The organism is Azospirillum sp. B21 (assembly GCF_008364825.1).
Taxonomy (GTDB): Bacteria; Pseudomonadota; Alphaproteobacteria; order Azospirillales; family Azospirillaceae; genus Azospirillum.
This window is the reverse complement of the sequence record NZ_VTTO01000013.1, coordinates 99,174-111,769: the sequence shown is the minus strand read 5'-3', so window position 1 is coordinate 111,769 and position 12,596 is coordinate 99,174. Positions and strand designations below refer to the sequence as shown.

General features: G+C 68.4%; 11 protein-coding genes. 4 read left to right on the top strand and 7 right to left on the bottom strand.

Annotated features, from left to right (window positions below; all coding sequences use genetic code 11):
* Positions 1–26: 26 nt before the first annotated feature.
* Positions 27–317 (bottom strand): DUF2628 domain-containing protein, encoded by a 291-nt coding sequence (locus FZ983_RS25115; protein WP_149226533.1) that lies wholly within the window; start codon positions 315–317, stop codon positions 27–29.
* A 112-nt stretch (positions 318–429) separates the two neighbouring features.
* On the bottom strand, positions 430–1,377 hold the full coding sequence (locus FZ983_RS25110; RefSeq protein WP_149226531.1) for a LysR family transcriptional regulator: 948 nt from the start codon (positions 1,375–1,377) through the stop codon (positions 430–432).
* A gap of 152 nt (positions 1,378–1,529) precedes the next feature.
* Here FZ983_RS25110 and FZ983_RS25105 point away from each other — a divergent pair, with 152 nt between their 5' ends.
* Together FZ983_RS25105 and FZ983_RS25100 are read left to right on the top strand one after the other, a co-directional pair.
* Complete coding sequence (locus tag FZ983_RS25105) at positions 1,530–2,891, top strand: aspartate aminotransferase family protein (protein ID WP_149226529.1); 1,362 nt, start codon at positions 1,530–1,532, stop codon at positions 2,889–2,891.
* A gap of 127 nt (positions 2,892–3,018) precedes the next feature.
* Complete coding sequence (locus FZ983_RS25100) at positions 3,019–4,518, top strand: CoA-acylating methylmalonate-semialdehyde dehydrogenase (protein ID WP_149226527.1); 1,500 nt, start codon at positions 3,019–3,021, stop codon at positions 4,516–4,518.
* A gap of 87 nt (positions 4,519–4,605) precedes the next feature.
* Here FZ983_RS25100 and FZ983_RS25095 read toward each other — a convergent pair whose 3' ends face one another.
* The 4 genes from FZ983_RS25095 to FZ983_RS25080 are packed head-to-tail and all read right to left on the bottom strand — an operon-like array spanning position 4,606 to position 9,761.
* Positions 4,606–5,160 (bottom strand): sarcosine oxidase subunit gamma family protein, encoded by a 555-nt coding sequence (locus FZ983_RS25095; RefSeq protein ID WP_149226525.1) that lies wholly within the window; start codon positions 5,158–5,160, stop codon positions 4,606–4,608.
* A gap of 11 nt (positions 5,161–5,171) precedes the next feature.
* Positions 5,172–8,171 carry a sarcosine oxidase subunit alpha gene (locus tag FZ983_RS25090; protein ID WP_149226523.1) on the bottom strand — a complete coding sequence of 1,000 codons (3,000 nt, stop codon included), beginning with the start codon at positions 8,169–8,171 and terminating at the stop codon, positions 5,172–5,174.
* Entirely contained in the window at positions 8,168–8,497 is a 330-nt protein-coding gene (locus FZ983_RS25085; protein ID WP_149226521.1) for a sarcosine oxidase subunit delta, read from the bottom strand. Before FZ983_RS25085 ends, FZ983_RS25090 begins: the two co-directional genes overlap by 4 nt.
* A 10-nt stretch (positions 8,498–8,507) precedes the next feature.
* Positions 8,508–9,761 carry a sarcosine oxidase subunit beta family protein gene (locus tag FZ983_RS25080; protein WP_149226519.1) on the bottom strand — a complete coding sequence of 418 codons (1,254 nt, stop codon included), beginning with the start codon at positions 9,759–9,761 and terminating at the stop codon, positions 8,508–8,510.
* Positions 9,762–9,875: 114 nt separating this feature from the next.
* On the opposite strand from FZ983_RS25080, the gene FZ983_RS25075 reads away from it, so the two are divergent.
* On the top strand, positions 9,876–10,862 hold the full coding sequence (locus FZ983_RS25075) for a GlxA family transcriptional regulator (RefSeq protein WP_149226517.1): 987 nt from the start codon (positions 9,876–9,878) through the stop codon (positions 10,860–10,862).
* Positions 10,863–10,884: 22 nt separating this feature from the next.
* On the opposite strand, the gene FZ983_RS25070 is transcribed toward FZ983_RS25075, so the two are convergent.
* Positions 10,885–11,829, bottom strand: a complete 945-nt coding sequence (locus tag FZ983_RS25070) for an ATP-grasp domain-containing protein (protein ID WP_149226509.1) — start codon at positions 11,827–11,829, stop codon at positions 10,885–10,887.
* Between FZ983_RS25070 and FZ983_RS25065 the strand changes: the two genes are divergently transcribed.
* Positions 11,828–12,589: a HisA/HisF-related TIM barrel protein gene (locus FZ983_RS25065; RefSeq protein WP_149226507.1), complete on the top strand. Its 762-nt coding sequence runs from the start codon at positions 11,828–11,830 to the stop codon at positions 12,587–12,589. The genes FZ983_RS25070 and FZ983_RS25065 overlap by 2 nt on opposite strands.
* The last annotated feature ends 7 nt before the right edge of the window (positions 12,590–12,596 follow it).

Genomic DNA, 12,596 nt, shown 5'->3' with positions numbered 1-12,596 from the left:
CCCACCATCATCCATCAGGCCGTCCTTCAGGCCGAGACCCGCTGCCAGCCCAAGCGCTTGTAGCGCGCCTCCAGGATGGTCGGCGTCGCGCACGCGTAGCCGAACCATAGCCCCAGCAACATGAGGGCTCCGCTGGGCCAAAGCAGCAGGGCGATGACGGTCAGAACCGCGTGGATCGCGCTGTGCATCCACTCGCCCTTGGACGCGAAATAGAACGGTCCGCCCAGGAACGCCCAGACACCGGACCTGTTGGACACCGCTTCCGTCTGGCCGGTTTCGGGGTTTTGGAAGATCGTGGCTGATGACGGCGATGCCATGTTCGTCTCCTTGGCTTGCCGGACCCAGTCTGGACGACGGCCGCCGCACCCGTCGCTTCCGCCAGCCGGCTTTCCCGCATGGTGGACAATCGGGCGCCGCGATGGCCGCTCGTCAGGCCTCGGCCGCGCTTTCCTCGCTTCCGGTTCCGCGCAGGACCTCCAGGAATCGCTCCAGCACCAGATTCGGCTGGGCCCCCTTCTTCGTCACCACCTGAAACTCCAGCGCATGATGGTAGGTGTCGGGCAGCAGCGCCCGCATCATGCCGCGCTCGACCCAGTGCCGGGCGTAATGGGTGGGCAGAAAGCCGACATAGCATCCGGTGAGGATCAGGAAGGCCACCCCCTCGCGGTCGGTCGCCGTCGCGGTGTTGTTCAGCTCATGGGGAAGCTGCGCCTGGGTCGGCGCCACGGCGTCGGCGGCCTCGACCGCCTCCCGCGTCACCGCTGCGTCGGCACGGTCGAACAGCGGATGACCGTCGCCGCAGTAGAGCAGGGACTCCTCCTGATAAAGCGGAAGACCCGCCAGTCCCGGCAAACCACGGCGGACCGGTACGACGCCGACGTGCAACTGCCCGTCCAGCACGCCGCGCTCGATCTCGTTGGGTGGGATCATGCGGATGTTGACGCGAACCTCCGGTGCCAGTTGCTTCAGGCTGCGCAGGGCGTGGGTCACCCGCATCTGCGGCATGGTGACGAGGTTGTCGGTGATGCCGATGTTCAGTTCACCGCGCAGGCGGCCGTGAACGGTGTTGATCTCGCTGCGGAAGCTCTCGGTGCTGGCCAGCAGGCGCAGGCTCGCCTCATAGGCCAGATGCCCTTCGTCGGTCAGCCGGAAACCCGCCCGCCCGCGCCGGCAGAGCGTCAGGCCGAGCCGCCGTTCGAGATCCGCCATGTGCTGGCTGATCGCCGCCCGGCTGATGTTCAACTCCACCTCGGCAGCGGAAAAGCCGCCGCACTCCACCACCGTCCGGAAAACACGCAGCAGCCGGATATCGGCATCGCCGATCGGGGCCAGGGACCGGGTGGTGGACCGGGTGGGGGACCGGGTGGGCTTGCTCATGCTGGGACCATGGTGTCGGGGCAAGATAGTTAAGCGCTGGGTTATGTGAAGTTCTTATAGTTTGGATTTAATCGCAATCGGGAAGCGCGCACACTCGTCGCTGACAGCGCCCCTGACAGATGCGGCCCCTAACAGAAGCGGGAGAACAGCGGATGGCCCCCCTGGACAACGATCATTCCCAGTCGCTCGGCAAGGCTGCCGGACTGACGCGCGAGGAACTCGACGCCTATTGGATGCCGTTCAGCGGCAACCGTCAGTTCAAGAACAACCCGCGCATGATCGTGAAGGCGGAGGGGACCTGGTACTGGGATGCCGAAGGCCGCAAGATTTATGACAGCCTGTCCGGCCTGTGGTGCAGCGGCGCCGGCCATTGCCGCCGCGAGATTTCGGAGGCGGTGGCCCGCCAGATCGCGGAGCTGGATTACAGCCCGGCCTTCCAGCACGGGCACCCGGCCGCCTTCAAGCTGGCGCACAAGCTGGCGTCGATGACCCCGGCCGGCCTCGACCATGTCTTCTTCGTCGGTTCGGGCTCGGAAGCCGCCGACACCTCGCTGAAGATGGCGCGGGCCTATTGGCGGATGAAGGGCCAGCCGGCCAAGACCAAGCTGATCGGCCGGTCCAAGGGCTATCACGGCGTCAACTTCGGCGGCACCAGCCTGGGCGGCATCGGCGGCAACCGCAAGCTGTTCGGCACCGGCGTCGATGCCGACCACCTGCCCCACACCCTGCTGCCGCAGAACCTGTTCGCGAAGGGCATGCCGGAGGAAGGCGCCTTCCTGGCCGACGCGCTGGAGGAGCTGGTGGCGCTGCACGACGCCTCCAACATCGCCGCGGTGATCGTCGAGCCGCTGGCCGGCTCGGCCGGCGTGCTGCCGCCGCCGAAGGGCTATCTGCAGCGGCTGCGCGAGATCTGCGACAAGCATTCCATCCTGCTGATCTTCGACGAGGTCATCACCGGCTTCGGCCGCATGGGCGCCCCCTTCGGCGCCGACGCCTTCGGAGTGGTGCCGGACATCATGAACGTCGCCAAGGGCTTGACCAACGGCGCCGTGCCGATGGGTGCCGTCGTGGCCAAGCGCGACATCTACCAGGCCTTCATGGACAATGGCGGGCCGGACTACATGGTGGAGTTCCCGCACGGCTACACCTATTCCGCCCATCCGGTCGCCTGTGCCGCCGGTCTGGCCGCGCTCGACATCTTCGAGCGGGAGAAGTTGTGGGAAAAGGCCGCGGCGTTGGCGCCGCATTTCGAAAACCTCATCCACGGGCTGAAGGGGCTTAAGAACGTCGCCGACATCCGCAACTACGGCCTGACGGGCGCCGTCACCATCGCGCCGCTTCCGGGCGAGCCGGCCCGCCGGCCCTACGAGATCGGCGAGAAATGCTGGAAGGCCGGTTACTACGTGCGCTTCGGCGGCGACACGCTCCAGTTCGGCCCGCATTTCCACAGCGAGCCTGCCGACCTCGACCGGCTGTTCAACGTGGTCGCCGACGCCATCCAGGCGACCGCGTAAGGGCGCCGGCCCGCGCATTGCCCCCACCCTTCCCGCGGCGGAGTTCCCTCTCCCACCGCAGGTGGGGGAGGGTTAGGGAGGGGGCACTCGCACTCCGCACTCCACAATCTCCCCCAGGAAAGCCACCATGACCATCGTTGCCCACCTGATCGGCGGCAAGACTGACGCGCCCGCCGGCACCCGCACCGCCGACATCGTCAATCCCGCCACCGGCGACGTGGCGGGTCAGGTCGCCCTGGCGTCGCGCGCCACGGTGGAAGAGGCCATCGCCGCCGCCGAGGCCGCGTTTCCGGCCTGGCGCGCCACGCCGCCGGCCAAGCGCGCCCGCGTCATGTTCCGCTTCAAGCAACTGCTGGAGGAGAATGCCGACCGCATCTGCGCGCTGATCACGGCGGAGCACGGCAAGGTCCTGGACGATGCCTTCGGCGAACTGACCCGCGGCATCGAGAATGTCGAATATGCCTGCGGCGTGCCGGAGTTGCTGAAGGGCGAGTTCTCCAAGAATGTCGGGCCGGCCATCGACAGCTGGTCGGAGTTCCAGCCGCTGGGCGTCGTCGCCGGCATCACGCCGTTCAATTTCCCGGCGATGGTTCCGCTGTGGATGTATCCCATCGCCATCGCCTGCGGGAACACCTTCGTCCTGAAGCCGTCGGAGCGCGACCCCAGCTCCGCGCTGTTCATCGCCCAACTGGCCGAGCAGGCCGGTCTGCCGCCGGGCGTGCTGAACGTCGTCAACGGCGACAAGGAGGCGGTGGACACGCTGCTGACCGATCCGCGGGTGCAGGGCGTCAGCTTCGTGGGTTCCACCCCCATCGCCGAATACGTCTATTCGACCGCCAGCGCCCGGGGCAAGCGGGTGCAGGCGCTGGGCGGGGCCAAGAACCACGCCATCGTCATGCCCGACGCCGATTTGGACAATGCGGTCAGCGCGCTGATGGGTGCGGCCTACGGCTCCTGCGGCGAGCGCTGCATGGCGATCTCCGTCGTGGTGGCGGTGGGCGACGAGGTGGCCGACCGGCTGAAGGACAAGCTGTCGGTGGCGCTCCGCGACCTGAAGGTCGGCGCCGGCACCTCGGCCGGCTGCGAGATGGGACCGCTGGTCACCCGCGCCCATCATGACAAGGTGAGGGCCTATGTCGACCAGGGCGTTGCCGAAGGGGCGGAGCTGGTGGTGGACGGGCGCGGGCTGGTGGTGCCGGGGCATGAGAACGGCAACTTCCTGGGCGGCTGCCTGTTCGACCATGTCACCCCGGACATGACCATCTATCGCGAGGAGATCTTCGGCCCGGTCCTCTGCCTCGTCCGGGTCAAGTCGATGCAGGAGGGCATGGACCTGATCGACGCCCACGAATACGGCAACGGCACCTGCCTGTTCACCCGCGACGGCGAGGCCGCCCGCTATTTCAGCGACATGATCAAGGTCGGCATGGTCGGCATCAACGTGCCGCTGCCGGTGCCGGTCGCCTACCACAGCTTCGGCGGCTGGAAGCGGTCGCTGTTCGGCGATCTGTCGGCCTATGGCCCGGACGGCGTGCGCTTCTACACCCGCCGCAAGACCATCACCCAGCGCTGGCCGACCGGCGGGGTCCGCGAAGGCGCCCAGTTCTCCTTCCCGTCCATGAAGTGAAGCAGCTTTGGCTGTCGCGATGCCGGTGCCGGTGGGGGCGCCGGCGTCGCGGCGGCCAAAGTCCGGCGCAAGGGGCCATGTCCTCGATCAGATGCCGAGCGCGATTTCGCGGCTGACGGCTTGCAGCAGGCCCCAGACATGGTCGGCGAAGGAGCGCCAGACCACGATGCGGAAGCGGTTCTCGTCCTCGCGGACCAGGACGATCTGCGCCTTGTCGAAGAGGGTGCGGCAGCCGCTGCCGACCGCCATCGCCTCGACGTCGAAGGCGATGGCCGAGCGCAGGGCGAGCGCCGCGGCCTCCCCCTCCACCAGGATGCCGACCTCGCGATGCCCGACATCGACAAGGCTGTGCGGCTCCTGAAGGGCGGCGAAGGCGTCGGCGATGCCGTCGCTTTCGGCGACCGGCGCGGTCAGCATCCACTCGTCGGGACCGAGCTGGAGCGCCGACCGGCCGCCGGTCGCGGTCATCCCGCCGATGCGGGTGGGCAGCGGCGTGCCGAAGGCGGTCCCCGCGGCCTGGACGGCGGCGGGGTCGATCCGCAGGCTGAAGCGGGCGGTGTCCTCGGCGGCACGGATGCTCAGCCGGCTTGCGGTGTCGCCGGGGATGGTCTTGCCCGGCAACGGGTGATTGGCCAGAAGCATGGGTGGGCCTCCTATGCGCTGAGACGGGTGTTCTCGGGATCGACGAACACCATGCCGGTGATGGTTGCGGAATGGACCTTGTCCGGCATCGGCACATGCACGGTCCGGCCCTGCAGGGACCGGCCGCCCTGGATCGCCGCCAGGGCGATGGACCGCCCCAGCTCGGCGCTCCAGTAGGACGAGGTCACATGGCCGACCATCTCCATCGGAACCGGCTGGTTCGGGTCGAGGACGATCTGCGCCCCCTCCTCCAGCACCGTCTTCGGATCGGCGGTCAGCAGGCCGACCAGCTGCTTGCGGTCCGCCGCCAGCATGTCCGGGCGGGACAGCGACCGCTTGCCGACGAAGTCCGGCTTGGTCTTGCCGATGGCCCAGGACAGGCCGGCGTCGTCCGGCGTCAGCGTGCCGTCCGTGTCCTGGCCGACGATGATGTAGCCCTTCTCGGCGCGCAGGACGTGCATGGTCTCGGTGCCGTAGGGGGTGATGCCGAAGCGCTGCCCGGCCTCGAACAGCTTTTCCCACACGGCGCGGCCGTAACGGGCCGGCACGTTGATCTCGAAACCGAGTTCGCCGGTGAAGGAGACGCGGAACAGCCGGGTCGGCACCCCGCAGATCTTGCCGGTCGCCATCGCCATGTGCGGGAAGGCGCCGTCCGACAGGTCGATGCCCTCGACGAAGGGTTCGATCAGCTTGCGGGCGTTCGGGCCGTTCAGCGCGATCACCGACCATTGTTCGGTGGTCGAGGTCAGCCAGACCTTCAGGTCCGGCCATTCGGTCTGGAGGTAATCCTCCATCATGTTCAGCACGCGCGCCGCGCCGCCGGTGGTGGTGGTGACGTGGAAGCGGTCATGGGCCAGACGCCCGATCACGCCGTCGTCGCGGATGAAGCCGTCCTCGCCCAGCAGCAGGCCGTAGCGGCAGCGGCCGGGGGCCAGCTTGGTCCAGGCGTTGGTGTACATCCGGTTCATGAACTCGGCGGCGTCGGGACCGACGATCTCGATCTTGCCGAGGGTGGAGGCGTCGAAGATGCCGAGCGACGAGCGCACCGCCTTGCATTCGCGCGCCACCGCGGCATGCATGTCCTCGCCGCCCTGCGGGAAGTACCGGGCGCGGCGCCACAGCGACACCGGCTCGAATACCGCGCCGTTCTCCTCGGCCCAGCCGTCGATCGGCGTCTTGCGCGTCACCTCGAACAGTGCGCCCTTGTTGTAGCCGGCGAAGGTGCCGAAGCTGGTCGGCGTGTAGGGCGGACGGAAGGTGGTGAGGCCCACGGCGGGGATCGGCCGCTTCAGGGCATCGGACGCAACGGCCAAGCCATTGATGTTGGACGTCTTGCCCTGGTCCGTCGCCATGCCGGTGGTGGTGTAGCGCTTGATGTGCTCGATCGACTTGAAGCCTTCGCGCACCGCCAGCCGGATGTCCTTGGCCATCACGTCGTTCTGGAAATCGACGAAGGCCTTGGCATGGCCCAGGTCGCGGTCGGTCGGCAGCTCGCGGCCGGTCACCCCGGTGAAGGAAAGCTCGCCCTCCACATGGTAGGCGGGCGGCTCGACGCCGAACCCGGCATCCGCCGCAGCGGCGGCACCGGCGGCGGCACCGTCCTCGAAGGCGGCCTTCAGCCCGAAGCGGCCCTTGCCAGCGCCGGCCAGACAGCAGTCCTCCTTGCCACGGCCGGGCAGGAACATCTGGCCGTCCTCGTTCCAGGTCAGCGACCCCTGGGTGTGCGAGAACAGATGGATGCTGGGGGTCCAGCCGCCCGACATCAGCAAGGCGTCGCAGGCGATGGTCTCGGCGCTACCGACCTTGCCGCCCGCGCCGACAGGATTGACGCGAACCGAGGAGACGCGCAGCCGGCCCCTGGTCCCGGTGACGGTCCAACCTATCAGCGTCCGGATGCGGAGCGCATCGGCGGCGGCGGCCAGCTGGGTCGGCACGGTGCCGCGGACATCGACGATGGCCGCGACCTCCACGCCCGCCTTGGCCAGATCGAAGGCGGCATGCCAGGCGCTGTCATGGCTGGTGACGACCACCACCCGGTTGCCGACCTTGACGCCATAGCGGTTCAGATAGGTGCGCGCGGCGCCGGCCAGCATCACGCCCGGCCGGTCGTTGCCGGCGAACACCAGGGGCTTCTCGATGGCGCCCTGTGCCAGAACCACCTGCTTCGCCCGCACCTTCCACATCCGCTCACGCGGGGCGCCTTCCGGCACGATGCGCAGATGGTCGGTCAGCCGTTGGCACAGGCCGATGAAATTCTGGTGGTAATAGCCGATGGCCGTCGTGCGCGGCAGCACCGTGACGTTCGGCATTCCCGCCAGCGCGGCGTTGGCATCCTCCAGCCAGTCCCAGGCCAGCTGCCCGTTGATCTCGGCCGCCGGTTCAGACAGCAGCGAGCCGCCGATTTCCGACTGCTCGTCGCACAGGATGACGGAGGCACCGCTGCGGCCGGCTTCCAGCGCCGCAGCGAGGCCGGCGGCGCCGCCGCCGACGACCAGCACGTCGCAATGGGCGAAGCGGCTGGCATAGACGTCGGGATCGGGGGCGGTCGGCGCCTTGCCCAGGCCGGCGGCGTTGCGGATGACCGGCTCGTAGACCTTGTCCCAGAAGCTCTTCGGCCACATGAAGGTCTTGTAGTAGAAGCCGGCCGAGAACAGCATGTACAGCGCGTCGTTGACCGCGCCGATGTCGCGGGTCAGCGACGGCCAACGGTTCTGGCTCTCGGTCTTCAGCCCTTCGAAGACCTCCAGCACCGTCGCCCGGGTGTTCGGCTCGAACCGTCCGTTGCCGCGGTCGGTCCCGACCAGCGCGTTCGGCTCCTCCGACCCGGCGGACAGGATGCCGCGCGGCCGATGGTACTTGAAGGACCGCCCGACGAGATGGACGCCGTTCGCCAGGAGCGCCGACGCCAGCGTGTCGCCCTCGTAACCGGTATAATCCACGCCGTCGAAGGTGAAGCGGACCTGACGGCTGCGGTTGACCCTGCCCTTGCCGGCAATGCGGAAATTGCTCATGGACGTGCTTCCCCGACGCTGGTGGCGCTGCCCGCGAGCGCGATCTCCTCGTCGCTCGGACGCGGCTCCCCCGCCTTGTAGGTCATGGCGAATTTGTCGGTCACGGTGTCGCGCACCGCGTTGAAGAAGCGGCCGCAGCCATGCATGTGGCGCCAGCGTTCGAAATGCCGGCCGCGCGGGTTGGTGCGGATGAACAGGAAGTCGCGCCATTCGTCGTCGGACAGGGCGGAGGGGTCGGCCGGTCGCGCGATGTGCGCCTCGCCGGCATAGGTGAACTCCACCTCCGGGCGCTCGGCTTCGCAGTAGGGGCAGCGGATGAGCAGCATGGTCGTCTCCTCAATGCGCGACGGCGGCGGCGGCGGCCTCGTCGATCAGCCGGCCGGTCTTGAAGCGTTCCAGCGTGAAGGGCGCGTTGATCGGGTGCGGCTCGTCGCGGGCGATGGTGTGGGCGAAGACGTTGGCCGACCCCGGCGTCGCCTTGAAACCGCCGGTGCCCCAGCCGCAATTGACGTACAGACCCGGCACCGGCGTCTTGCCGATGATCGGCGAGCGGTCGGGCGTGACGTCGACGATGCCGCCCCATTTGCGCAGCATGCGCATGCGGTTGAAGATCGGGAAGACCTCGCAGATGGCGGCGACGGTGTGCTCGATCAGCAGCAGCCCGCCGCGCTGGCTGTAGGAGGTGTACTGGTCGGTGCCCGACCCGATGACCAGTTCACCCTTGTCAGACTGGCTGATATAGGCATGCACCGTGTTGGACATCACCACGCAGGGGATGGCCGGCTTCACCGGCTCCGACACCAGCGCCTGCAACGGATAGCTTTCCAGCGGCAGCCGGACGCCGGCGGTGTCCATCACCACCGAGGTGCTGCCGGCGGCCGACACCGCGACCTTCTTGGCCTTGATGAAGCCGCGCGCCGTCTCCACGCCGGTGACGCGGCCGGAGGCGTCGCGGCGGATCGCGGTCACCGGGCAGTTCTGGATGATGTCGACCCCGCGCGCCGAGGCGGCCCGCGCATAGCCCCAGGCCACCGCATCGTGGCGGGCGGTGCCGCCGCGCCTCTGCAACGCGGCGCCCATCACCGGATAGCGAGCATTGGCGGCGATGTTCAGCGGCGGGCAGTAGTCCTTAGCCTGCTCCGGCGTCAACCACTCGTTGTCGATGCCGTTCAGGCGGTTGGAATGGATGTGGCGCTTGAAGCTCTGGACGTCATGGACCGTGTGGGCCAGCATCATCACGCCGCGCTGCGAGAACATGACGTTGTAGTTCAACTCCCGGCTCAGCCCTTCCCACAGCTTCACCGCATGCTCGTACAGACGGGCACTTTCGTCATAGAGGTAGTTGGAGCGGATGATGGTGGTGTTGCGGCCGGTGTTTCCGCCGCCGAGCCATCCCTTCTCCACCACCGCGACGTTGGTGATGCCGTGTTCCTTGGCAAGATAATAGGCCGCCCCCAGGCCATGCCCGCCCGCGCCGACGATCACGACGTCATATTCGGATTTCGGTTCCGCATCGGGCCATTGAGGCTGCCAGTTCCTGTTGCCGGTCAGCGCGTTGGTCAGCAGCGAGAAAAATGAGAAGCGGGTCATGGCAGCACCGCGAAGTTCAATGTGCTGACAGTATCGGGACGCGCCCCTTTGTTGGACAGAATGGATACGTCAGTTTAATGTCACCAGTGCGACGGTGCGACCGCCGGAGGACACATGACGAACAGCATCAGGGCCGGCCGCCCCGTGGCACCGCGCCTGTCCGTCGGCTTCATCCTCGCCCATCGCTTCACGCTGTGCGCCTTCGCCAACTTCGTCGACGTGCTGCGGCTCGCCGCCGACGAGGGCGACCGCAGCCGGCCGATCCTGTGCGACTGGGCGGTGCTGTCGGACCGGATGGGGCCGGTGGCGTCCAGCTGCGGCATGCTGGTCCAGCCGACCGAGCGGCTGGGCGACCCGGCCAAGTTCGACTACATCGTGGTGGTCGGCGGGCTGATCGACGAAATCTCCAACCTCAGCCCCGACTACATCCGCTACCTGCGGCAGGCGGCGGCATCGAAGATCCCGCTGGTCGGCGTCTGTACCGGCGCCTTCATCCTGCAACGGGCCGGGCTGATGGACGGATACCGCTGCTGCATCAGCTGGTTCCACCATGCCGATTTCCTGGAGCAGTTCGACGGCATCATGCCGGTGTCCGACCAGCTCTTCATCGTCGACCGCGACCGGCTGACCTGCTCGGGCGGGACCAGCTCGGCCCATCTCGCGGCCTATCTCGTGGAAAAGCATGTCGGCCGCGCCCAGGCGCGCAAAAGCCTGCACATCATGATCATCGACGATGCGCTACGCGGGGAGAAGCCGCAGCCGGGCATCCCGCTCGACTTCTCCGCCAACGACGAGGTGGTGCGGAAGGCGCTGCTGCTGATGCAGCAGACCATCGACGTGCCCTTGTCGGTGGCGGAGATGGCGCGCCGGCTGGGGACCGCCCGGCGCCGGATGGAGCGGCATTTCCAAAGCGCGCTGGGCATGACGCCGACCGAGGCCTACCGGATCATGCGGCTGGAGCATGCCGAATTCCTGCTGCGCAACACCGAACAGTCGGTGACGGAGATCGCCGCCGCCGTCGGCTTCTGCGATTCCTCGCACTTCGTCCGCGCCTTCAAGGAGCGCCGCGGCATGACCCCGTCCGTCTTCCGCAAGGGTTGAGACGTCAAAAACGGCCGTATCATCATGTGGAGTGGAACAGAGCCAGGATATCGCGAGCCGGGTTCCAGCCCAGCACGCGCGACAGGCCGGCATAGCCGACGGACAGGCGCGGGTTCACCTCCACCACCACCGGACCGTCGGGGCGGTCGATGAGGTCGACGGCGACATAGCCGCGCAGCCCCGGGATCGCGGCGGCGATGGCGTGGGCCAGTGGCTCCCAGGCGGCACGCCGGTGCTCCATCGCCCCGACCTCCACGCCATGGAAGGAGAAGCTCCCATCCCCACGCTCCACCTTCTGTCGGTTGCAGCCGAGCAGCCGCACCCCGCCTGCAGCGTCGACCAGCATGGACAGGCTGCACGCCTCGCCATCAACCAGCGGCTGGACGATCCAGCGGCCGGCGTGCGGCGGCGTCCAGGCGGCGATGTCGTCGACGACGAAGGTATCGAGGCAGCCGGCGCCGTCGTCCGGCTTCACCACATGGCGGGCGGCGGGCGGCGCGGGGACGCCGAAGGGAACGGTGGGAATGGCCGCGATTCCGTGGGCGGCCAGCCGTGCCGCCGTCGCCGTCTTCGACGACGCGAGCGCGATGGCGTCGGGGGCGCAGGCGACCACCGGCCGGCCGGTGCTGCGGAACAGAGCGGCGACGTGACCCGACAGCCCGTCGCTTTCCGGCGCGATCGGCCAGACCACGTCGCACAGGGCGGCCGCCGCGCGCCAGCGCGCCTCCGCGTCGTCGCCCGGCTCAACCGGGAACAGGACGACACGGCCGGTCAGGAATGAGGGGGCAACAAGGCGACTATCCCAACACAGCGTGACGTGTATTCCATCCAGAGCGATCAGATCGCCGATCAGCGCCGCGACCATCGCGTTGGCGTCCGCCATCAGCTCCGTCGGAAGCGGCCCGTTGCACTGCGCGCCGCCGGTGACATACTCGCAGACCAGAACCCGACGAAGGCTGTTCTCCATGGACATCGTTCCCGTCATCGACCTGCTGGGCGAGCAGGTGGTTCATGCCAAGCGGGGGGAGCGCGACCGCTACCGCCCCATCGAAAGCGCGCTGACCGCAGGATCGGCACCCCAGGATATCGTGGCCGCACTGCTGGCGCTGCATCCCTTCCGCGCCTGCTATGTCGCCGACCTCGACGCGATCAGGGGAACCGGCGACCATCGCTCCACCGTCGGGGCGCTGCAGGCCCGCTGGCCGGAGGTGGCGTTCTGGGTCGATGCCGGTCTGGCGACGCCGGACGATTGCCGCCGCTGGCTCGGTGCCGGGATCCGCAATCTGGTGATCGGCAGCGAAAGCCAGGCGGACGGCGCGACTCTGGAAGCGGCACTGGCGCTCGCCGGAGACGACCGGGTCGCGCTGTCGCTGGATGTCCGGCGGGGGGACCCGCTGGGGCCGGTGGCATTGCATGAGGAGCCCGCCCGCTGGCCCAAACGGGTGATCGCCATGACGCTGGACCGGGTCGGTTCGGGCGAGGGGCCGGACCTGGACCGCATCGCCACGCTGGCGGCCCGACGCCCGGGGGTCCGGGTATGGGGGGCCGGCGGCGTGCGCGACGCGGCGGATCTGGACGCGCTGACCGCTCACGGAACCGATGCCGTGCTGGTGGCCAGCGCGCTTCACGACCGGCGACTCGACGCCGGGACGCTCGCCCGCTTCGCCTCCGGTCAGGCGGCGGCGAGGGGGTGCGGTCGCGTGCCGATCTGCCGATCATCGCCATGACCGGCTA

Bases quoted from the DNA above. Each gene is read 5' to 3' on its own strand.
- FZ983_RS25085 (WP_149226521.1), bottom strand. From the start codon at position 8,497: ATGCTGCTCATCCGCTGCCCCTACTGCGAAGCCGAGCGCCCGGAGGTG.
- FZ983_RS25075 (WP_149226517.1), top strand. From the start codon at position 9,876: ATGACGAACAGCATCAGGGCCGGCCGCCCCGTGGCACCGCGCCTGTCC.
- FZ983_RS25080 (WP_149226519.1), bottom strand. From the start codon at position 9,761: ATGACCCGCTTCTCATTTTTCTCGCTGCTGACCAACGCGCTGACCGGC.
- FZ983_RS25090 (WP_149226523.1), bottom strand. From the start codon at position 8,171: ATGAGCAATTTCCGCATTGCCGGCAAGGGCAGGGTCAACCGCAGCCGT.
- FZ983_RS25105 (WP_149226529.1), top strand. From the start codon at position 1,530: ATGGCCCCCCTGGACAACGATCATTCCCAGTCGCTCGGCAAGGCTGCC.
- FZ983_RS25065 (WP_149226507.1), top strand. From the start codon at position 11,828: ATGGACATCGTTCCCGTCATCGACCTGCTGGGCGAGCAGGTGGTTCAT.
- FZ983_RS25115 (WP_149226533.1), bottom strand. From the start codon at position 317: ATGGCATCGCCGTCATCAGCCACGATCTTCCAAAACCCCGAAACCGGC.
- FZ983_RS25070 (WP_149226509.1), bottom strand. From the start codon at position 11,829: ATGGAGAACAGCCTTCGTCGGGTTCTGGTCTGCGAGTATGTCACCGGC.
- FZ983_RS25100 (WP_149226527.1), top strand. From the start codon at position 3,019: ATGACCATCGTTGCCCACCTGATCGGCGGCAAGACTGACGCGCCCGCC.
- FZ983_RS25110 (WP_149226531.1), bottom strand. From the start codon at position 1,377: ATGAGCAAGCCCACCCGGTCCCCCACCCGGTCCACCACCCGGTCCCTG.
- FZ983_RS25095 (WP_149226525.1), bottom strand. From the start codon at position 5,160: ATGCTTCTGGCCAATCACCCGTTGCCGGGCAAGACCATCCCCGGCGAC.